Annotated in this window: 16 protein-coding genes; 8 read left to right on the top strand and 8 right to left on the bottom strand. The window is 53.0% G+C overall.

All coding sequences use genetic code 11. From position 1 onward, the window contains the following. Positions 1–26 precede the first annotated feature (26 nt). The 8 genes from ROJ03_RS00975 to tkt all read left to right on the top strand — a co-directional run bounded on the left by ROJ03_RS00975 (position 27) and on the right by tkt (position 11,645). Positions 27–1,529, top strand: coding sequence for a sugar ABC transporter ATP-binding protein (locus ROJ03_RS00975; protein WP_313725112.1), 1,503 nt, complete (start codon positions 27–29; stop codon positions 1,527–1,529). After that, complete coding sequence (locus ROJ03_RS00980; protein ID WP_313725113.1) at positions 1,526–2,563, top strand: ABC transporter permease; 1,038 nt, start codon at positions 1,526–1,528, stop codon at positions 2,561–2,563. Before ROJ03_RS00975 ends, ROJ03_RS00980 begins: the two co-directional genes overlap by 4 nt. Beyond that, positions 2,560–3,558 (top strand): ABC transporter permease subunit, encoded by a 999-nt coding sequence (locus ROJ03_RS00985; RefSeq protein ID WP_313725114.1) that lies wholly within the window; start codon positions 2,560–2,562, stop codon positions 3,556–3,558. The genes ROJ03_RS00980 and ROJ03_RS00985 overlap by 4 nt, the downstream gene beginning before the upstream one ends. A gap of 57 nt (positions 3,559–3,615) precedes the next feature. Then, positions 3,616–5,340 carry a sensor histidine kinase gene (locus ROJ03_RS00990; RefSeq protein ID WP_313725115.1) on the top strand — a complete coding sequence of 575 codons (1,725 nt, stop codon included), beginning with the start codon at positions 3,616–3,618 and terminating at the stop codon, positions 5,338–5,340. After that, entirely contained in the window at positions 5,340–6,554 is a 1,215-nt protein-coding gene (locus ROJ03_RS00995) for a response regulator (RefSeq protein WP_313725116.1), read from the top strand. The genes ROJ03_RS00990 and ROJ03_RS00995 overlap by 1 nt, the downstream gene beginning before the upstream one ends. Next, complete coding sequence (locus ROJ03_RS01000) at positions 6,547–8,424, top strand: substrate-binding domain-containing protein (protein WP_313725117.1); 1,878 nt, start codon at positions 6,547–6,549, stop codon at positions 8,422–8,424. The genes ROJ03_RS00995 and ROJ03_RS01000 overlap by 8 nt, the downstream gene beginning before the upstream one ends. Before the next feature lie 230 nt (positions 8,425–8,654). Further along, positions 8,655–9,506, top strand: coding sequence for a hypothetical protein (locus ROJ03_RS01005; protein WP_313725118.1), 852 nt, complete (start codon positions 8,655–8,657; stop codon positions 9,504–9,506). A 144-nt stretch (positions 9,507–9,650) separates the two neighbouring features. After that, the gene (gene tkt / locus ROJ03_RS01010; protein WP_313725119.1) at positions 9,651–11,645 is read left to right on the top strand and encodes a transketolase; all 1,995 of its coding nucleotides are present in this window, start codon (positions 9,651–9,653) and stop codon (positions 11,643–11,645) included. A 152-nt stretch (positions 11,646–11,797) separates the two neighbouring features. Here the strand turns inward: tkt and ROJ03_RS01015 are convergent, their stop codons facing one another. The 8 genes from ROJ03_RS01015 to ROJ03_RS01050 all read right to left on the bottom strand — a co-directional run bounded on the left by ROJ03_RS01015 (position 11,798) and on the right by ROJ03_RS01050 (position 20,706). Beyond that, positions 11,798–12,787: a DUF523 and DUF1722 domain-containing protein gene (locus ROJ03_RS01015; protein WP_313725120.1), complete on the bottom strand. Its 990-nt coding sequence runs from the start codon at positions 12,785–12,787 to the stop codon at positions 11,798–11,800. Between the two features lie 78 nt (positions 12,788–12,865). Beyond that, entirely contained in the window at positions 12,866–13,771 is a 906-nt protein-coding gene (locus tag ROJ03_RS01020) for an ABC transporter permease (RefSeq protein ID WP_313725121.1), read from the bottom strand. Continuing rightward, positions 13,768–14,826 (bottom strand): ABC transporter permease, encoded by a 1,059-nt coding sequence (locus ROJ03_RS01025; RefSeq protein ID WP_313725122.1) that lies wholly within the window; start codon positions 14,824–14,826, stop codon positions 13,768–13,770. The genes ROJ03_RS01020 and ROJ03_RS01025 overlap by 4 nt, the downstream gene beginning before the upstream one ends. Beyond that, positions 14,819–16,366: an ATP-binding cassette domain-containing protein gene (locus ROJ03_RS01030; protein WP_313725123.1), complete on the bottom strand. Its 1,548-nt coding sequence runs from the start codon at positions 16,364–16,366 to the stop codon at positions 14,819–14,821. The genes ROJ03_RS01025 and ROJ03_RS01030 overlap by 8 nt, the downstream gene beginning before the upstream one ends. Before the next feature lie 18 nt (positions 16,367–16,384). Beyond that, positions 16,385–17,422 carry a BMP family ABC transporter substrate-binding protein gene (locus tag ROJ03_RS01035; RefSeq protein WP_313725124.1) on the bottom strand — a complete coding sequence of 346 codons (1,038 nt, stop codon included), beginning with the start codon at positions 17,420–17,422 and terminating at the stop codon, positions 16,385–16,387. 23 nt (positions 17,423–17,445) lie between these two features. Continuing rightward, complete coding sequence (locus ROJ03_RS01040; RefSeq protein ID WP_313725125.1) at positions 17,446–18,252, bottom strand: hypothetical protein; 807 nt, start codon at positions 18,250–18,252, stop codon at positions 17,446–17,448. A 3-nt stretch (positions 18,253–18,255) separates the two neighbouring features. Then, positions 18,256–19,680, bottom strand: a complete 1,425-nt coding sequence (locus ROJ03_RS01045; RefSeq protein ID WP_313725126.1) for an FGGY-family carbohydrate kinase — start codon at positions 19,678–19,680, stop codon at positions 18,256–18,258. Positions 19,681–19,683: 3 nt separating this feature from the next. After that, positions 19,684–20,706 carry an alcohol dehydrogenase catalytic domain-containing protein gene (locus tag ROJ03_RS01050; protein WP_313725127.1) on the bottom strand — a complete coding sequence of 341 codons (1,023 nt, stop codon included), beginning with the start codon at positions 20,704–20,706 and terminating at the stop codon, positions 19,684–19,686. Between the last annotated feature and the right edge of the window lie 83 nt (positions 20,707–20,789).

Raw genomic sequence — 20,789 nt, forward strand, 5'->3', positions numbered from 1 at the left:
ATCAGGGCGGCTTTTTTGGAGGATCCATGGACCAGATACTCATAGAAATGCAGCATATCTCCAAACGATTTCCAGGTGTCAGAGCCCTCAGTGATGTTCCTTTCACCCTCCATTCTGGTGAGATCCATGCATTGTTGGGTGAGAATGGGGCAGGAAAGTCGACCTTGATCAAAGTGCTTACCGGTGTTGAGCACCGTGATGAAGGAACCATCCTTCTGGAAGGGAACCCCATCGATCCCCGAACACCCCAAGAGGCACAGAACCTGGGTATCAGTACGGTGTATCAGGAGGTCAATCTCTGTCCAAACCTATCGGTGGCGGAAAACATCTTTATCGGAAGGGAGATGAAAAAGCATGGGCTCATCGACTGGGAGCGCTCTTATGAAAAATCAGGAACTCTGCTGAATATGTTCAACTTGGATATCGATGTCACCCAAAAGCTCTCTCTCTACTCTGTAGCCATACAGCAGATGGTAGCCATTGCGCGAGCTGTGGACATCTCTGCGAAGGTCCTCATCCTGGATGAGCCAACCTCGAGCCTGTCTGCTTTGGAGGTGCAGGAGCTCTTCAAGATCATGCGCATGCTCAAGGACCGTGGGATGGGCATCATCTTTGTGACTCATTTCCTTGACCAGGTCTACGGGATCTCTGACTCCATCACCGTCCTGCGTAACGGAGAATATGTGGGAACCTATCCTACAGCCTCCCTTTCGCGCATTCAGCTGGTTGGAAAGATGATCGGCAAGGAATACTCGGAAATTGATGGGAGGCCAGTCCAGTTCCAACAGCAGAAAAAGGATAGGGAAATCGTGCTGGAACTGAAGGATGCAAGTAGTGATGGCATCAAGGGTGTCTCCCTCTCCTTGCAGAAAGGGGAGGTCATGGGTTTTGGAGGCTTGCTTGGGTCTGGAAGAAGCGAGACAGCCCGGATGCTTTTTGCAGCCGATCCCCTGACTGGAGGGAAGCTTGAGATTGGCGGCAAGCCAGTCCATATGAAACAGACCTTGGACGCCATCCGTCGAGGAATAGCCTTCTGCCCTGAGGACCGGAAGAGCGATGGAATCGTAGGGGATCTTTCCATACGGGAAAATATCATCCTTGCTCTCCAGGCAAAGCGGGGGATATGCAAGAGTATCTCCCATGCCGAGGCAGATGCAATTGCCCGGGAGTATATTGAGCGGTTGCAGATCAAGACACCAGGGACAGACCAGTTGATCAAGAATCTTTCAGGAGGGAACCAACAGAAGGTAATTCTCGCAAGATGGCTGGCTACCAACCCTTCCTTGTTGATCCTGGATGAACCTACCCGGGGCATCGATGTGGGTACCAAGGCAGAGATCCAAAAGATGGTGATATCCCTCGCCGACGGAGGGATGGCCCTGGTTTTTATCTCCTCGGAGATTGACGAGATGCTCAGGTGCTGTAACCGCATGACGATCATGCGAGACAAGCAACAGGTTGGAGAGCTCGTAGGCAGTGAGATAACTGAGGCTGCGATTATGGAGTGTATTGCCGGAGGTCTGCAATGAAGAGCATTGTAAGGAAACTAACAAAGACACAGATATTCTGGCCCTTGGTAATCTTTCTTGGGATATTGGCCCTCAATGGCCTGATATCGGGAGGGAGTTTTTTTCGGCTTCAGATAGTCGACGGCCATCTCTATGGAAGGATCATCGACATCTTCCGCAATGGAAGTAAACTGATGCTCCTTGCATTGGGCATGACTATGGTCCTAGCGACTGGAGGTACCGATATCTCGGTAGGCTCTGTAATGGCCATCTCAGGAGCTGTAGCCTGTACCATCATAGAAGGATCGTTATTCCCCTTTGCGAATGGGAGTGTTGTCTTTGCTATTGCCGCTGCCATCTTTGCAGGGGTGCTCTGTGGTTCCTGGAATGGGTTCCTTGTCTCCCGTATCCAGATGCAGCCCATCGTGGCAACCATGATCCTTCTGGTGGCGGGACGTGGTATCGCCCAGCTGATCTGTAAGGGAAGGATCGTGACCATAAACTCCCCACCGTTCTATTTTATCAATGGAGGGTACATCCTAGGGCTTCCCTTTCCTGTGTATATCGTTGTTGCCTTGAGCCTGCTGGTTCTTCTTGTTGTCCGCAAGACTGCATTCGGTCTCTATGTGGAGAGTGTGGGATGTAACGGGGAGGCAAGTCGGTATTCAGGCATCAATAGTGCCAGGATAAAGTTCTTCATCTACATTCTCTGTGGAACCCTTGCCGCAGTTGCAGGCCTCATCGAGAGTGCCGGCATCAAGGGGGCCGATGCGAATAATGCAGGCTTGATGATTGAGTTGGATGCAATCCTTGCCGTTGCCATTGGGGGTTCTTCCCTTTCAGGAGGTCGGTTCTCCCTGCTTTCCAGTTTGGTAGGTGCCTTGATAATCCAAAGCATAACCACCTCGATTCTAAGTCTGGGTATAGCTCCTGAGGTCAATTTGGTAGTGAAGGCAGTCGTAGTCATCGCAATATGCCTGGCACAGTCGCCTGTATTCCAGCAGAGTATCTCGGCATTCAGGGCTAAAATCAAGAAACAGGAGGTCGTAGCATGACCCATACAAGAAAGAGGAATCTTATAAGCAAGAATCTCTCTTTGTTCATTACCTTAGGCCTGTTTGTCCTTCTGTTCGCTTCGGTCATGGTCATCGGCCCCATGCGTTCGAACCGTTTCAAGTACTTGCCGGTGTTCTTCAATTTGCTCAATGACAACGCATATCTGCTCATAGCCTCTGTAGGTATCATGTTTGTCCTTATTACGGGCAACATTGATATCTCCGTAGCTTCGACATTGGCATTTTCCGCAGTTTTTTCTGCATTTCTGCTTCGACTGCTTTGGCCTGCGTGGTTGGTCATCCCTGTAGTGCTGGCCATTGGTTTTTCCTTTGGGGCCCTTATGGGATTCTTGATAGAGAAGTTCAAGCTACAGTCGTTTATCGTAACGCTTGCAGGACTCTTTTTTCTGCGAGGGATGTGTTCTGTGGTAAGCAAGGAGTCAATCCCCATTGAGAATGGGTTCTACTCGAAGGTTGCACAGGCCAAAATCACGTTTGGGAGCATCCATTCCTATGGGAAGGTGAATATCTACCTCTACGGGTTTGTGGCCATCGCTGTTGTCCTTATAGCCCTCTACATCCTCAGGTATTCCAAGTTTGGACGCTGTGTGTACGCTATCGGGGGAAGCGAGCAGAGTGCCAGGCTCATGGGCCTGCCTGTACGTAAGGTCAAGATCCTCGTCTATGCCATCAGTGGGTTCTGTGCATCCTTAGGTGGGGTCCTCTTCAGTTTCTATACCTTGGCAGGCTATGGACTGCAAAATCTCGGTCTGGAACTGGATGCCATTTCCTCGGCAGTCATTGGTGGGACCATGCTTTCCGGAGGTGTTGGGAGTGTGGTGGGAACGGCTTTTGGGGTCATGATCCAGGGGACCATCCAAACCATTGTGACCCTGCTTAACCTGAATGCTTGGTGGACTAAGGTGACAGTTGCAGCTCTGTTATGCATATTCGTAATCCTGCAGCGCTTAATTGCCATCAGAAATGACAAATGATGGCGTTGTGAAGAAAGGTGTAGGGGGAGTTGGCCTAGCCATGATACGATAGTGGGTATGAGTCTGAAGCAATCCATTAACAATCTACCATTCAGGACAAAGATGATGTACTCCTATCTGCTCATCTCGTTGGTCTCCTTTTTGGTTTTTGCCTTTGTCAGTGGAGGAATTGTTACCAGACAGCTTAAAAGGTCTGCTACTACCCAGACAGAGCAGACCATCTCCCAGGTGGAGAATTCCATTTCGGTATATCTACAGACCATGGAACAGTTGGTTGACTACATCTCGGCCTTGGCTTTGGAGGATGATGCAGACCTCCCGTCCCATTTTGCAATGTTGCGCTCTGCGAACCCAGAGATTGCTGGCATCCTGTTTGTCAGGGCGGATGATTCGTTTGTTGGTAGTGGGCTTTCACGGGTTTCCCGTGATCCCTTCTTTGCTGAGTCATGGTTTGCTCAGGCAAAGGACGCTGCAGGAAAGGTTGTCCTGCTGAGATCCAACGCAGGGAGGAACATTACCACCGAGGATGTTTTCAGCAGTGATGATGTCTTCTCCATAGCAAAGGCTCTGATCGATCCTCTATCGAAGGAGTTTCGGGGTGTGGTCCTTTTTGATGTGCGCCATGATATTATTCGCAACTCAATAAACAATGTGAGTATCGGCAAGCATGGGTTCGTATTTGTCCTCGATGCACAGAATGAGATGGTTTACGCCCCTGTAAACTCTGTGGTACATAGGGTAAACCCCCTCTGGCTTGAGGGTGGGAATGCCTATACCAGTGTAGATATTGAGAAGGAGCAGTACTATCTGCAGGCAAAGATAAGCCAGCCTTCAAGATGGAAGGTGGTGGGTGTATTCCCTGCGAGTGAGGTCCTGCACGATATGACCACTACCCTCTATGTTCTGGCAATCAGCGTGCTGGGGGCCTTGCTGAGCATTGCCATCCTCTCATATCTGCTTTCCAACACCATTACCAAACCTTTGTCGAAACTGCAGCGACTGATGGGACAGGCAGAGGCTGGGGATTTTTCCGTCCGCTTCAATAGCAGATATACCGATGAGGTCGGATCCCTGGGCCAGAGCTTCAACCATATGCTTGTACAGATCGAGCAGTTGATCCAGCAGGTCTATGTCGAACAGATGAACAAGCGAAATGCAGAACTGAGAATCTTGCAGGAGCAGATCAAGCCTCATTTCCTCTACAATACATTGGATACCATTTCATGGCTTTCCCGGGAGAATGGTGCTGAGGATGTGGTCCTCCTGGTCGATGCCCTTACCAGCATGTTCCGGGTAGGGTTGTCCAAGGGCAAGGAGTACATCACCATCAAGGAGGAAATCTGCCATGTTTCCAGCTACCTCTATATCCAACAGATACGCTACAGTACCAAACTATCCTACGAGATCCACGTCCCACCCGAACTGGAGGACTATATGGTCCCGAAGTTGATCCTTCAGCCTCTGGTTGAGAATGCCATCTACCATGGCATCAAACAAAAAAGGGAAAAAGGGCTTATTTCCATTCACGTTACCCTTCAGGATGGGGTATTGGCACTGGAGGTGAGGGATACTGGTCAAGGAATACCACCCCATCTTTTGAAGGAACTGCAAGCCCAGATGCAACAGGGGACAAGAACTGAAAACAGTGGTTTCGGGCTCTTTTACGTCAATGAACGGGTAAAGTTGAGTTGTGGGGCAGCATATGGGGTTGTCCTTGCCAGTGAGGAGGGGTTATGGACCACCTCCACTGTATATGTCCCTGTTACTCCAAGGAGCTGTTGATGGAGAAGATTAGGACCCTGATAGCCGATGATGAACTGATCATCCGCAGGGGGTTGCAAAAGATGCTTGAGAAGGATCCTGCGATCGAATTGGTAGGGGAGGCTGAGGATGGTGAGCTAGCCCTGATGCTGTGTTTGGAGAAGAAGCCAGATCTGGCCTTTGTCGACATCAACATGCCCTTCCTTGATGGACTCTCCTTTATCGAGAGGCTTAGGCAGAATAGCCCATCCACCCTTGTCATTGTCATTTCAGGCTATGATGATTTCGAATATGCCCGCAAGGCTATCCAGCTAGGGGTGTTTGCCTATCTGCTAAAACCTGTGAGGGAGAACCTGTTCTTTGAGACGTTGAACAAGGCAAAGCATGCACTGATCAAGAGTATGGAGACAGAACAATACCTGGTTTGGGCCAAAGAGCAGCTTGCAAAGAACAAGGAAGCGTTGCTCTCCCATTTTTTGCAAGCCCTTCTTGCTGGCAGCTATGAACAAGAAGAGATCCTGATGGAGATGAAATATCTCAACAGCAGTATTCCTGATCCTTTTTCCTTGTTCCTCTGTAAAATCCAACAGAAACCGTCGCTTGTGGATGAGGGGGCATGGCAGGACTCCTTGGTGTTCTTTGCTGCAAGGGAGCAAGCACTTTCTCTGTTTCCCCCTGAAACACTCTGTTACCGTCAGGGCAGCAATGAGGTAGTTTTTCTGTGCAAGGCAGTTTCCCACGAGGAGGAGAAACGCCTGCTTGATAGCCTTAAGGAACGAATCGAGAGGCATCTGCCAGCGGAGGTCATCTCACTCTCCGCAAGGGGCGAGGGGTATCTCTCCATTGCAGAGAAGTTTGCCTCCTTGGAAGAGGAGCTTGCAACAATAACCCAATTACCCAAGACAATGGTTCAGGCTGTAGACTATCTGGGCAAACATTATTGGCAGAATTCCATATCGTTGAGAGAGGTTTCCGACCATGTGCAGGTCACAACTCAGCATCTGAGTCGACTGTTCAAATCTGCCCTCAATGTTACGTTTGTGGAATATCTGACCATACTGAGGGTGCAGAAGGCAGTAGAACTGATGAAGGATTCTGAGAAGAAGATCTATGAGGTTGCTGAAGAGGTTGGCTATTCATCCCAACACTATTTCTGTACCGCATTCAAGCGCGTCTTGCACCTCTCCCCTCAGGAGTACCGGAAAACCCAGTACAAGGGGGAAAACAATGCATAAGGTTTCCCCACTTCAGCGTATGCTGGTCGTGCTAGTGGTCATTTCCCTGGGGTTCTTTGTTTTTGGATGCATGCTCATGCTGCAGAACCCGAAGGATACTGAGGGGGCCTACGCATTTGTCATTGGGATTTCCCAGGCCAACCAGAGGGAGCCTTGGCGTTTGGTCTTGTCCAGGGAGTTGCAGATTGAGGCGGCAAAGCATGAAGAGCTCAAGCTGATATTCACTGATGCTGCCGATGATATTGAGAAGCAAAAGGCTGATATAAAGCGATTGCTGGCCTATGATGTCGATCTGTTGATAGTTTCCCCTTGCAATGCCGTTGCCTTGACCCAGACAGTCCGTGATGCATATCGGAAGGTTCCTGTCATCGTGCTCGACCGTGTGGTTGACGGATATGACTATTCCCTGTTCATCGGACCAGAGAACCATTCCATTGGAAAACAGGCGGCAAAGGCTGTATTGACCTTGGCAGGAAATGAGCCTGCAAAGGTCTTGGAGTTGTCAGCAAGCAGCTCCTCCTTGGTGAGCCAGGACCGGCATGCCGGCTTCATTGAGGCGATGAGTGTCGCTTCAAATGTGACGTTGATGAGTGCCCCAGTCGAGGATGGAACTCGGGATAGTGCTGAGGACCTGCTGAAAGAGATGGGTGACAGTTTGGCCGATGTGGATATCATTTTTGCCCACACAGACTATCTTGCCTTGGGTGCGTCCAAGGCCGTTGCGGCCCTTGGCCTGGACCATATCAAGATTGTCTCCATCGATGGCTTCCAGATTCCCGATGGAGGGCTGGAATTGCTTGACCGGGGTGTCATTGAGGCAACCATCACCTGTCCCACGGGAGGCAAGGAAGCCATCCAATATGCATTGGACATTCTCCATGAGAGACGTGGGGTGCCAAAACAGGTCATTTTGCGTAACTACACTGTCACAAGGGAAAACCTCTACCAATACAAAGGATTGCTCGCAAGAACCCCAAGTGAGAGCGAGAAGACCATCCGGGTGGGACATGCCCAGATCGCTGATGAGGGTGGATGGAGATCCGCCAACAAGGAGTCCATCGCCCAGGCAGCGAAGGATTTTGGCATTGAGCTAGAGAGCATCGATGCCTCCTCCCTTCCCGAGCAGATAGAGGTTGTACGCTCTTTTATAGAGAGGGCCTTTGATGTCATCGTCCTTTCCCCCATTGTGGAGAGCGGATGGGAGGGTGTTCTGGAAGAGTGCAAAAAAGCAGGGATTCCAGTCTTCCTTTCCGACAGGAAAGTTATGGTTTCAGATGAAAACCTCTACTACTCCTTTATTGGGGGAGACTTCACCGAGGAGGGGCGTCGTGCTATGCGCTGGGTTGTGTCTGCCATTCAGCCAACTCTTAAGCCTGTCAGGATCTTGGAGATTCAGGGTACTGCAGGGGCAAGCCCCACTAAAGAGAGGCGCCAAGGATTTCTTGAGGTGCTTTCGTTGATGAAATCCTACGATGTGGTTGCATCGGCATATGGAGACTACAACTTTGATGGAGGATTTAGTGCCATCAAGAGATATGCAGAAAGCCATCCTAGGTGGGATATCGATGTCATTTACTGCCATAATGACGACATGGCCCTTGGCGCGGTGAAGGCCCTTAAGGAGTTGGGGATCAAGCCTGGGGTAGATGTACTAATCGTCTCCATCGATGGAATCTCCTCAGCCTTGAAGGCACTGAGGAAAGGGGAGTTGAACTGTGTGGTGGAGTGTAGCCCCCTTCTTGGACCACAGCTGATGAAGGCCATTCATGATTATATGAGTGGGAAGGATTTGCCCAGAAGAATCATTACTGATGAGATCGTATTTACCTCCGATACGCAAGAGCAGTATTTTAGGGGAAGACACTATTAACATCTTCATCCTGAACTCCCACATTGTTCTACTGTAGGAGATGCGTTACCCCAAACTTTGAGTGCATCGTTTGCGATACCACTCCCTGCCTTGAGCACTGTCTCCTGTCAGGAATCCATGGGCTGGGCATTGTATATTGCTGCATATTTCATATCCTAGCAAAAAACTGATTTCGTAACCCCCCTTGCTATGCTATGCTAAGGATGATTACAACCTTTGGAGGGTAAGTCGTGAAAAAATCAATAGTTCTGAAATCAATAGCGGTCATGGCCTTGCTGGCCTTGCTGGCAGTTCCTTTGTTCGCAGGTAATACAGGCTCAGGCAATCTGAAGCTTACCGTTGCTGGTCCTCTCAGCCTTGAGGCGAAGCTTGAGGGTGGCTACACCCTGAAGATCCCCATGCTTGCAGGTGAAGGGCCCCTATTCAGTGACAACAACCTCAAGGTGAAGGCTCTGGTTGGTGTCTCTCCCGTGGCAGCGACCTTTAGCCTCGATGCAGTGCTGACACCCATAGCTGTTGCTGAGATCTCCCTCGGTGGGGCAGTCGGTACCGGATGGGATTTTGATGCAATGGAAATCTCTGGCCTTACGGTAGGAACTCCCTTGGTTGCAGACCCTCTTGGTGGGGCATACTACAAGATTCGCACAGGAGCCGCCCTGCAATTTGACACAGCAGCGATCCTCCCTGGGGACTGGACCAGCATCTTGCTTCGGACCTACCACGAACTGAACTACCAAGGGTATACCAATGCCGGAAAAGACGTCCCTTGGGATTATGAGACGGGGGGGTCCAAGACCAATGGCTTCAACTACAAGGGTGAGTATCTCATCGGGTACAAGATGCCCCTGAAGGTCAACCTTGTCGCCCTACAGCTGGAAACCTATATGTTTGACCTTTTCTCCGGTGAGACGATGCCGTTCCTCTACGATGTAGGGCTCATCGGGAATCTGGAGCTAGCCTCTTCGCTCAACCTGACCATGGCTGTGCAGTTCACCAATATGGAGAAGGATAGCAACAAGGTCATCGTAGAGAGGTCCTTTACCTTCAAGCGGGTCGCCCTCATGCTCAACTACTCGTTCTAGGCTCTGATGGTTGCAGCCTTGGCTCTTTTCAAGGGCTAAGGCTTTTGACTTCCTTCCCGCACTGAAGTATCTTATACCTAAGGATCAACTCCGTTTCTTACGATCCGGAGTTTTTTGTGCATATACAAACAAGAGGAGAATACAATGGACTACAAAAAATTGGCCGATGCGATACGCATATTGAGTATGGATGGAGTACAGAAGGCTAACTCGGGACATCCCGGAGCCCCTATGGGGATGGCAGATATTGCCGAAGTGCTCTTCAGACGCACCATGCGCTACAATCCCAAAAACCCCTCTTGGAGGAATCGTGACAGGTTTGTCCTTTCCAATGGGCACGCCTCCATGCTGCTCTACTCCTTGCTGCACCTCACCGGCTATGATGTGACCCTTGACGACCTGAAGCAGTTCAGGCAGTTGGGGTCCATTACCCCGGGACACCCCGAGTGCCACCTTACCCCAGGGGTAGAGACAACCACAGGCCCTCTCGGACAAGGTCTGGCAAATGCCGTCGGCATGGCCCTGGCAGAGAAGAACCTGGCAGCAACCTTCAACAAGAAAGATTTTCCTATAGTTGACCACTATACCTACGCATTTGTGGGTGATGGCTGCCTTATGGAAGGCATCTCCCATGAAGCGGCCTCCCTCGCCGGTACCTGGAAGCTCAACAAGCTCATTACCTTCTACGACAGCAACGGGATCTCCATCGATGGGGAAATTACCAATTGGTTTACCGATGATACCGCCCAGCGGTTCACCTCCTATGGCTGGCATGTCATCAGTGATGTGGATGGGCACGACCCTCACGCCATTACCAAGGCCATTGCCAGGGCAAAGGCCAATATCGACCAGCCGACCTTGATCATCTGCAAGACAGTCATTGGCTTTGGGTCTCCCAACAAGCACGGTAAGGCCTCAAGCCACGGCTCCCCCCTTGGGGAGGAAGAGGTAACGTTGGCAAGAAAACAGCTTGGCTGGAAATATGACGAGCGCTTCTTTGTTCCTGAAGAGATGTACGAGGCCTGGGATTTTACCGAGCAGGGTGCGGCATACGAAAAGGAATGGAATGCGCTGTTTGCAGAGTACAAGAAGCAGTATCCCTCCGAAGCTGCTGAGTTCGAACGCAGGCTTGAGGGCACCTTCCCCAAGGGTTGGGAGCATAAGCTCGATGAGACCATCGCTACCTGGCAAGCGGACAAGCTCAACGTCGCTTCCCGTAAGGCATCGCAGCTGGTTCTGGATACCATCACCCAGATTATGCCAGAACTCATCGGTGGTTCTGCTGACCTGACACCCTCCAACCTTACCCAGGGCAAGGGCTCGGTTGTCTATGACATCGAAACAGGGACCGGCAGCTACCTGCATTTTGGGGTGCGGGAGTTTGGCATGATGGCCATCCTCAATGGCATAGCCCTCCATGGTGGCTTCATAGCCTACGGCGGGACATTCCTCATGTTCATGGAGTATGCAAAGAATGCGATCAGGATGGCAGCCATCATGAATTTGCCCGTCATCCAGGTATTCACCCATGACTCCATCGGTCTTGGTGAGGATGGACCCACCCACCAGGCTGTGGAACAGGCGGCCATCCTTCGCATGACCCCCAACATGGTCGTATGGAGGCCAGCCGATGCCGTAGAGACGGCTGTTGCTTGGAAGACTGCCCTGAAGCGGACCGATGGTCCTACCTCCCTGCTTCTCAGCCGGCAGAACCTTGTCCCACAGGAGCGAACGGCCGAACAGGTACAGGCTGTGGAGAAGGGTGGCTATATCCTCTGGGAATCCAGCAAGAATCCCGAGGTCATCCTCATCGGCACAGGTTCTGAATTGGAGCTTGCCATGCAGGCTGCCAAGCGCCTTGCTACCGAAGGGAAGGCGGTACGTGTTGTCTCGATGCCCTCGTGTGAGATGTTCGAGATGCAGAGCGACAAGTATCGTGAAAGCGTCATCCCCTCAGAGGTGCGCAAGCGTGTTGCAGTTGAGGCTGGCTGGAGCGATTACTGGTTCAAATACGTCGGCCTCGATGGCAAGATCATCGGCATGCATAGCTTTGGAGCCTCGGGTCCTGCTGAGCAGCTGTTCGAGCATTTCCACATAACTGTTGAAGCTGTCTATGAGGCAGCACGCTCCCTGCTGTGAGGGTAGTTGAAGGCGATTGGCGTTCCTATATGCTGGGCCAGCAACTCGCTTGACCACAACCACAAAATTTCTCAAACTGCTACGCTCGCTCCATGATGGGGCGGGCGTTGCTTTTTTTTCAGCGGATCCAGAATACCAGGGGAATCTCATCCTTACTCTTGACTTTCTTCCAGGAGCTCCGGATTCGTTTCCTCCCCATCCTTAGGCTTCAGACGCCTCTCATCCCGATAGATGACAGGTGAGGCTCCAAAGAGATAGGAATCATCGATGGAGGTTCTCTCCATCTTCAAAAGTTCCTGGGCAATCTTGGTGACGCCCCTCTTGAAATCAGGGGAGTTGATCTCCAGCACACTCTTTCCCCGTTTCTTGCGGTAGTGGGAGTAGTGCTTCCAGAGGCTGTTGGTCATCTTGGCTGTGGTTGAAGGCTTGCGCAGCAGGTCCAATAGCTCCTTTCGGAAGGTTGGCTCGAAGGTTGCCAATTCGTGTTTCTGTAGGGCGGCCAGCTTTCGTCCCATCTCCCTTGCCCAGGTGTTGTCCAACTCCTGGCAGAGGAACTTCAGTTTGTACCAGGCCTCATAGAGTTGCTGCGTGGTTGTTATCGGAAGGTCGCTGAACCAGAGGAAGGCCAGGAGCCTACGTCTCCAGTCCCACCACTTCAGAGGACTCTGCAGGTCCCCTGCAGGGATAAGGAAGTAGCCCTTCTCCAAAAGCAGGGCGCCAAAAGTGCCTGGAGGGTTTCCCCGCTTGGTATCCTTGAGGCTCGTGCGGTAGACCCCACAGGAAGGGCTTCCATCCATATAAACAAAGGCTCTGGTATTGCACCGCTCCAATGATTCCATACAGGCTTTGCACCCTTCTCTCATCGCCTGGGTAACCACACGCCCATGGCGGTTCTTTACCTCAGCAGTGTTTGCCCAGACATCGGCTCCTGTTCCGTTGCTCAGGTGTACAGGATCACGCGGGACACCCATGCCAGCCATGCATTCAGGGCAGACAGGACACCAGATGAAGTCCAGCTTCTCTCTTCCCAGGTTGGCAAGCATGTCGAAGCCTTTTCCATTGTAGCGAACTGGCCCTCCCATACAGCAGAGGCTGATCCCGATAGGTATCTTCTTGGTAAGAACCACTGGTTGCATCTCCATGTGTCTGCTCCTTGTTGCTATAGGTATGCTAGCATGGATTGTTCAGGTTGCGGGAAATTGTGTATGTCCTGTTCTGGATTACGACTCGATCGCCCCTTTCTTTTTTGCATAGATGGAGGAGCCCACCATGGCCAGGAGGGTCAGGAGATAGGGGAGGGCCAGGATGAAGTCGGAAGGGACCTGCAAGGCCCCCTGTGCGTAGTTGGAGAAGGCATCGGCAAGTCCGAAGACCAAGGCGGCCAGCAACAGGCCTAGAGGCTTCTTGTTTCCCAGGAAGATGATCACCAGGGCGATCCAACCTTTTCCTGCAGTGATGTTCGGCACAAAGGCCCCAAGGTTCAGGGTGAGCATCGCTCCCCCCAGCCCACAGGTGAAGCCGGAGATGAGGAAGGCGAAAAACTTGTACCGATTGGGGCTCAGCCCTAAGGCTGAAAGGGCTTCCTGGTGAAGCCCTGTTGCCCGGAACCTGAAGCCAAAGGGAGTCCCGTACAGGGTATAGTAACAGATGCCAAGCAAGAGCCAGCTTAGGTAGACGAAGGCAGAATGGCCGATGAAGATGTCTCCAAGGATGGGGATCCTGGCAAGCGAAGGGGTGCCCAGAAGGGGCAGCGAAGGGATGTTGTCAAACACGACAACCCCTTTGTTTCCAAACAAGGAGAAGCAGAGCACCACCGTCAGGCCTGCAGATAGCAGGTTGACGGCGAGTCCTGTAATGAAGACATTGGACTTCAGGTTGAGGGTTACAACGGCCAGTATGGCAGAGAGGCCCATGGTGCAGGCTATGCCTAGGAGTGTGCCCACCACCATGCTCCCGGTGTAGTGGGAGCATATGACCGAGCTGAAGGCACCCATGAGCAACAGCCCTTCCAGGGCGATGTTCAGCATCCCTGTCAGTTCGGTGAAGAGCCCTCCCATGGAGGCGAGCAGCAGTGGGGTCATAATGGTTACCGCACTGTGCAGTATGGGGATGGTGAACTGCATCATTGCTTCCCCCTTTTGGTAAAGAGATTGAGCAGCACCTCGCTGCTTATGAGAAAGAACACGATCGATTGCACGATGGCTGCTATCTCGAAGGTGACATCAGAGTGCAGCATCGCACTCCGTGCCCCTGCCTCAATGTAGGCGAAGAAGAGGGCGGCAGGGATGACTGCAGTTGGCTTGCTTTTGGCAATGAGGGCAACGGCAAGTCCGTTCCAACCCATCCCAGAGGAAAATTCCTTGATGCTTGCATAGTAGGTCCCATAGATGGCCAAGCCGCCTCCAAGACCATAGAGGGCACCACTGAGGACCATGGGAAGGACCATGTACCTTCGGGTGTCGATGCCTCCATACTTGGCAAAGAAAGGATTCAGCCCTGTCATGCGTAGCTCATACCCACTCTTGGTCTTGTAGAGGTAGAGCTGTACCACCACCACTGCCAGGATGGCAATGGGCAGGGCCATGCTGAGGTTCGAGGGAGGCAACAAGAGAGGAAGCCTGAAGGCCTCCGGTATCTTCCTGGTAGCCATCAGGCTGGTGGAGGGGTCCAGGAAGGGACCGGAGATGAGATGGTTCACCACCAGCACCACAGCATTGGAGAGCAAGAAGGAGGTGATCAGCTCACTGGTATTCCACTGCATGCGCAAAAAGCCGGAAACTCCTGCAAGCGCCCCCGCTACCAGGGCCCCCAGCACCAGGGCCAGGAAGGCACCCACAATACCCAGTGGGGCAAGGGAGATGGCACAGAGGGTCGTAACCAGGGCCCCGCTGTATATCTGCCCCTCGCCACCAAGGTTGAAGTTCCCCGACCTCATGGCCAGGGAGACACCCAGACCCCCGAAGATCAGGGGAATGGAACCATTGAGCATATTGCCAAAGTAGTAGGTATTCTGAAGGGGACCCAGGAAGAAGTACCCCAAGGTCTTTGCAGGTGTCTTGCTGAGCAGGAGTGAGAGGATGATCACCCACACCAGGGCGATGGTGAGGATAAGCAAAATCGCCGCCCCCTCCCGCACAAAGGTTCGTATGGTCTTGCGGGCAAGTTTCTTTTCTCTAGCCATGGAGAGTTCCCTGCCTTCGTATCCCAAGCATGTACTCCCCGATCTCTTCCTTGGAGAGATTCCTTGCCTCTTTTCCTGCAAAGGAGGCTACCCTGTAGCCATGGTAGAGCACGATGATCCTGTCGGCGACGGTGAGTATCTCGTCAAGGTTGGAGGAGATGAGGATAACAGCAGCTCCCTTGTCCCTAAGCTCTGCCATCTGTTCATAGACGAACTGGCTGCTAGCGACATCGAGACCCCAGGTAGGTTCAGAAAACACGATATAGTCCTGGTACTGCTCTATCTCCCTGGCTAGGATCACCTTCTGGATGTTCCCCCCGGAGAGCGTGTTTATCGGCATCTGTGCCGTTGCCTTTGCCTTGTAGCTCGCCAGAAGCCTCTCGGTGAAGGAGGCACTCTTCTTCTTGTCGATAAAGCCTTGTCTTGTAAACATATGGCTTGCATTGACCATGATGTTCTCCTCGACAGTTGCCTTTGCAGCAGAGCCGATGCGCAATCTGTCGGAGGGGACATAGGCCAGGCCCTGCTTGCGAAGTTGGGCCGTGTTCATGTTGGTGATCTCACTCTCATGGTGGAGTATCCTGCCTCCGACGGTGGGGATAAAGCCCCCAAGGACGGCCTCCACGACTCCAAGGCCATTTCCTCCTACCCCTGCAAAGCCCAATATCTCACCGGAATACGCGGTAAAGGAGAGATTGTTGAGCAGCGGCCTCTCCTGGCCGCGGCGTACCACCGTAACTTTGTCAAATACGATGACCGGCAGGCTCTTCTGTGGCTTTTCGGCATGCGCGATCTCCAGCGAGATGGTTTTTCCCATCATGAGGGCGGAGATGTTTCGCTCATCCATCCTTGTTGTCTCGTAGATGCCCACCATCCTGCCCTGGCGCATGACGGCAACACGGTCGGAGATAGCCTTGATCTCATGCAGTTTATGGGTGATGAGGATCAGGGATTTGCCATGGTTGGCCAGTTGCCGCAGGGTGGTGAAAAGGGCCTCTATCTCCTGCTCGGTAAGGACCGCAGTCGGTTCATCCAGGATGAGGATGTCGGCATCCCTATAGAGCATCTTCACGATCTCGACCTGCTGCTTTTGCCCGACGGTCAGGTCCTTCACCAGCGTGCCGGCCTCGAGGGAGAAGTGATGACGGGCGATTACCTCATTGACAAGGGCATTGGCCTTCTTCTGGTCATAGGAGATGCCGAACCGGACCGGCTCGATGCCCAACAGTACGTTCTGGGCAACCGTAAACTCCTCCACAAGCATGAAATGTTGGTGGACCATCCCTATGCCCAGGCCTTTGGCAACCAAGGGGGAGGTGATGCTCTCCTTCCTGCCATGTATGCTTATGGTCCCGCTATCCTGGCTCTCCATCCCATAGAGCACCTTCATCAGGGTCGTTTTTCCGGCACCGTTCTCCCCGGCAAGGCAGAGGATCTCCCCCTTCCTCAGTTGGAGATCTACCGCCTCGTTGGCTCTGATGTTGTTTTCGGGATAGGTCTTGGTGATGGCGAGCATTTCAACAGCAAGTTCCAATATCATCACTCCTTAGTGCGTTCTCTAGAGCTCAGGTAGGGTGTAGGCAACCTTGCCCGATCTGATATCCTGCATGAATGCATCGAACTTCTCCCTGATGGGCTGTGGAAGGTTTGCCGTGTAGGCGCTGTCATCCGAGATGAACCGCAGGTACCCTTGCTGGACGCCAACTGTCGTTGCCTCCCCGTACGCTATGGTTCCGTCAAGGGCATCCTTGAGAATCTCCATGGTTAGTTTTTCCTGTTCCATGGAGCCGCAGCCTACCACCAAGGACGGGGCAGAGCTGTACTCGTTGGTATTGTGGAATACGATATAGGCTCCCTGTTCCTTGGCAACCTTGAACAACCCCTGTGCTGCCCCTCCGGAAATGGTGGCAAACACATCCACCCCTGCGTTGATCATGCTCAATGCAAGCTCTGCTGCCTTGTTTGCATCAAACCAGTTTCCTATGACCCTGAAGTCAACCTCAATGTTTGGGTTGACCATCCTGGCCCCGTCGAGGAAGCCTGGGACCATATGCTTGTTCAGAAGCGGATACTCCTGGGCAGCGATGAACCCGATCTTCAGGGCCTTGTTTGCATAGGGCATGTCGCTGGTGGTTACCAGCCCTGCAAGATAGCCAAGGAAGAGGGACTGCTCATATTGGTTGTAGAGGTAGGTGCGTATCTGCGGGTTGCCTGGCATGTAGGCATCGGTGATGACAAATTTCTGTTTGGGGAACTTTTTGGCGACGTTGGCACAGAGCTCCGGCAATGAAGGGTTCGAACCCAGGACGAGGTCATACTCGCCGGTAGCGACCAGGGAGGTCAGCTGCTCTTCCCATTGGGCCTGGTTGAATCCGGCCTCATAGACCTTTACCGATACAGTTTCATGTTCTGCAGCAAATTTTGTGGCACCTTCAGCAAGTGCTGTATAGGGAGGGCTGCCTGCGGTAACCCCTGTGATATATACCAAGACGGAAAGAGAGGGTTTTGTCTCCTTCTTTTGCTCGACACTTCCTGTTGCAACAGCAAGGGAAAGGACCATTACTGCCATGAGAGCTGAACTGATGAGTCTTTTCATTGTCTTCTCCTGATTCTGCTCTCCTAAGTTTCCACCTTTGCCAAAGCCTTGTCTACACTCCACTGGCCATGAATCAGACCATTTACCGCCTCCAGCATCTTCTGGACATCCCCAAACTCCCAGATGTTGCGTCCCATGGCGATGCCTTTGCCTCCCGCCTCGAGGGAGTCATGGATATCCTGGAACACCTGGCGCACCGAGTTGGTCTTTGCCCCGCCCAGGATCACGATGGGAACCGGGCAACCCTCCACTACGCGGGAGAAGGATTCAGGGCTGCCGGTATAGTAGGTCTTGATGAGGTCCGCACCAAGTTCAGCTCCCATCCGGGCTACCATCCTGATCGCCTCAGCATCGTTTGCAGCGAACTTCTGTCCGCCGTTGGTCCCCACCGCCATCGCTTCCAGCATGACAGGAAGGCCAAGGTGATGGCATCGGTCTATGGCAAGCGAAGCCTGCCTGATGAACCTGCCCTCCTCTTCGTGGCCGAATTTGACGGTGATGGCGGCACATGAGGCACCATAGGCAAGGGCCGTTTCAGGCTCGGCTACCATCTCTTCCTGGAAGGCCCCTCCTAGGAGCGTGAAGCCCCCGGTAAGGCGCAATACCAAGGCCGTGGACCGGTCCCACTTGCTCAGCGATGCATCGACAAATCCTTTTGTCGCCAGGATCCCGTCCACCTTTGCCCTTACACAGGCATCGACCAACTCATGGGGCCTGACGATGCCTAGAAGAGGCCCTGCTATGGATCCATGGTCCATGGCTATCATGACAGAACGCCCGTCGCGCTTGTCAAACAGAGCATTGGTCCGTATGGTCAGTCCTGCATGCATCGGTTACTCCTTTTTCAGTATCAGCCTCTCTTTGAGATCCCTATAGGTAGCGAACAGCTCCCCATACAGGCCTTCCAGACTGGGGTTGGGGTAGTAGCAATGGCCTGTCTTCACCAAGGCATCGGCAGCCTCATAGAAGTTCTTGAAGGAGCCAAGCTCTGTCAGGGCAATGATGAGGCACCCAACCAGCTCTGCATCCTGCAGGGAGGGGACCAGCACCTCACGGCGGGTGATGTCCGCCTTGAGCTGGTTCATGAAATGGCTTTCGCTCGGGCCTCCGGTGATACGTAGCTGCCCGACTTCAGAGCCAAGTTCCTCCATGACGGTAATGACATCACGCATGGCAAAGCAGGTACCCTCGGCAACCGACCTGAGCAACTCCCTGGTTCCCGTCTCCAGGCCCAGGCCAGAGAAGAGCCCCCTCACATCGGTTTTCCAGATGGGGGCCCTCTCCCCGCTGAGGTAGGGTAGGAATACCACAGATCCCGACCCTGGTTCTGCCGTTTCCATGAGCCTATAGAGCTCCTCAAACGGGAGGGTGCCCAATCCCACAAGCTGCTTTGCCCACTCGATGGCCTTGCCTGAGGTGGAAATGATGCCTGAGACATTGTAGTAGGGGGCTATGGGGTGGTGGTAGGTCATTAGGCGAGGATCTTCCAAGGGTTTTCTGGTACAGAGGTTGATCCCCTCGGAGGTGCCCGATCGGTTGCACACCTGCCCTACATGGATCGTCCCCGTTCCCAGAATCGATACATAGAAGTCAGGAGCCCCTGCAAAGACCGGGATACCGACAGGAAGGCCAAGGGTTGTTGCTGCAAGGCTGCTCACCGGTCCTATCAGGTCCCCGGGTTTGCAGAAGGGGGGGAACTTCTCCTTGTCCATGCCGAGCCTGGTCACCAGATCGTCGGTCCAGTACCACTTCTGGGCTTCATCGGAATGGATGATAGCCCTGGCCTCTCTTGTGAGCAGGTAGTCCAGGTACTCATGGGAGGAGAGGAGGCACAGGCTTCTCTCGTAGGTCTCTTTTTCGTGTCTCATGAGGTAGAGGGCCTTGGGAAGGAAAAAGCTGGAATCGACAAAGGTCCCCAGCATGGCCGAGATCTCAGCAGACTCAGAAACGGCCCTCCGGTCGAGCCAGGTCCTGGCCTCGCCTGTTCTTGCACAGAGTATCCCCTCCCTCACCTCTGGTTCTCCCAGTACCGGTACCAGGGTAGGGCCATTGCCGCTGATGACTATCGCCTTGACGGCCGATAGGGGAGAGAGCCTTTGGCAAAGCTCCTGCAGGGCAATGCTCCACCTCATGGGGTCGACCAGATGGCCTGGGGCCATCTCCCCTATCCTGGCATGGTGAAGAGAGTGCAGCGATCCATCCCTATTGAACAAGGCTGCCTTGAGGGTCGTCGTTCCCAGGTCGATTGTCAGGATCATTGCTTACTCCATGTGTATCAAGATTCGGTAGCTTGCCTTTTCAAGGGCCGCTGCCATCGCATCTTCTACGTCAGCCAATGGGTAGATTTTGCTGATGAGCTGTCCGACCTCGATGGTATGATTCGATAATACCCTCACAGCCTGGCTGAAATCAAGTTCGCTTCTCCCTTCAGACCCGGTGATCTGGAATTCGCTCCTGTGCACGGTATTCATGTCGATGGGGAACGGTGGCTTGTCGTCATAGGAGGTGAAGATGTTGAGCCTGCCAGCAGGTGCAAGGCTTTGGAAGGCCAGGACCGATGCTTGGGCTGCGGGGGAGGTTATGATGCAGCAATCGACTCCGCGCCCAGTGGTGAGAGCCTGTATCTCCTGATGAAAACGTATGGGGTCAGAGCCATCGATGGCTGCGTAGGAGCCAAGCTTGCGAGCAAAGTCCAGCCGTTCGGCGATGATGTCACAGACAATGGCCCTGGCCCCCATGGCCTGGGCAAGCTTCATGTGCAACAGCCCCATCGTCCCCGCCCCAAGGATAAGGATGGTCTCTCCTGCCTCGAGGCGCACCTTCCCTAGGGAACGGATGCAGCACGCCAGCGGTTCAGTGAAGGCGGCATGCTCCAGTGGTAGCTCCTTGGGAAGCAGATGGGCCTGGTCCGGCTTTACTGTCATATATTCGGAGAAGGCCCCCAGCACTGACTGCTCCTTGCGATGACGCATCTCGCAGAGATTGCTGTTTCCCGAGAGGCATGGTGGGCAGATATGGCAGCGGGTGACCAGGTCGAGGGCAACGTGGTCCCCTATGCAATGGTTGGACACTACATCGGATCCGATCGCAACCACAGTCCCTGAGGCTTCATGGCCTGGGATGATGGGGTAGTAGATGGTACGTTTCCCCAGAAAGAGGCGCTGTTCCAGGGTGCATATCCCGCAATAGGCGACCTTGACCAAGAGCTCATGGGCCTTGGGTAGTGGACGTTCACCCTCCCGTATCTCCATGTGTCCAGGTTCTGTGATGTACGCTCTTTGCATGGGCTACCTCGCTTCTGTATAACTTGACGTTTCACGTTAGCTTTGCTCTCTGTCCATAGTGTGGGACTGAGAAACCTAGCTGT

This window comes from Sphaerochaeta sp. PS (assembly GCF_032144095.1).
Lineage (GTDB): Bacteria > Spirochaetota > Spirochaetia > Sphaerochaetales > Sphaerochaetaceae > Sphaerochaeta.